The organism is Streptomyces murinus, assembly GCF_002154555.1.
Taxonomy (GTDB): domain Bacteria; phylum Actinomycetota; class Actinomycetes; order Streptomycetales; family Streptomycetaceae; genus Streptomyces; species Streptomyces murinus.
The window spans coordinates 1-722 of sequence record NZ_MUNF01000992.1 but is presented as its reverse complement, the minus strand read 5'-3'; the positions used below and the strand labels follow the sequence as shown (position 1 = coordinate 722).

Genomic DNA, 722 nt, shown 5'->3' with positions numbered 1-722 from the left:
GTACGGGGCCCGGGGCGGGTCGCACCCGCGGCACATGGCGCCGCTCGGGCGCGCGTCCGCCGGGGATTCGGCGCGGCTCGACGACCCGCATCAGCGACTCCGCCGCTCGCGTCGTCGGCTCGGCCTTGCCCGCCATCGATTCGTCTGTGGGCCCCGCCGGGTTCACCGGCATCGGCACCGGCGTCGGCATCGGTTCCACCCGTGCCGTGACCGTACGTGCCAGCGGCGGGATCGGCTGTGCCGTCGGGCGCATCGTCGGCCCGGTGCGGCGGGCGGCCGGGCGCGGGGCCGGTGAGAGGGCACGTGCTTCCTCGACCGAGTGCGCGAGGTCGCTGCGCAGCCACTCGATCTCGTCCGCGTCCTGCGCGGTCGTGATCCGCTCGGCGACATGGGCGAACGAGGTTCCGGCGAGAGTCTGGCCGGGCAGGGCGGGCCGCAATCGGTTCACCCAGGCGCGCTCGTGCGGGTCCTCGACGACGTCGGCGACCTCGACGGGCGGAAGCAGGGCGGCCAGGGCCCCGGCTCGGGCCCATGGGTCCTCGGCCTGTCGCAGCAGGCATCCCAGCTGCCGCATGCGCCAGTTGCGGGCGCGCAGGTCCACGCCCTCCGCGAGCTGGCCGCGCAGCGTCTCGGGGGTGCGGCCCTTGAGCAGATGCGTGTTCTCGGTGACGGCCGCGAAGTGCTTCAGTTCCTCGGTGAGATAGAGCCAGACCACGGCGCCG

At 74.8% G+C, this 722-nt stretch carries 1 protein-coding gene; it reads right to left on the bottom strand.

Annotation, left to right across the window (positions count from 1 at the left end; translation table 11 throughout):
• On the bottom strand, positions 1-722 hold a 722-nt coding region (locus CCN72_RS37175; protein ID WP_244174680.1), incomplete at both ends, for a DUF6397 family protein.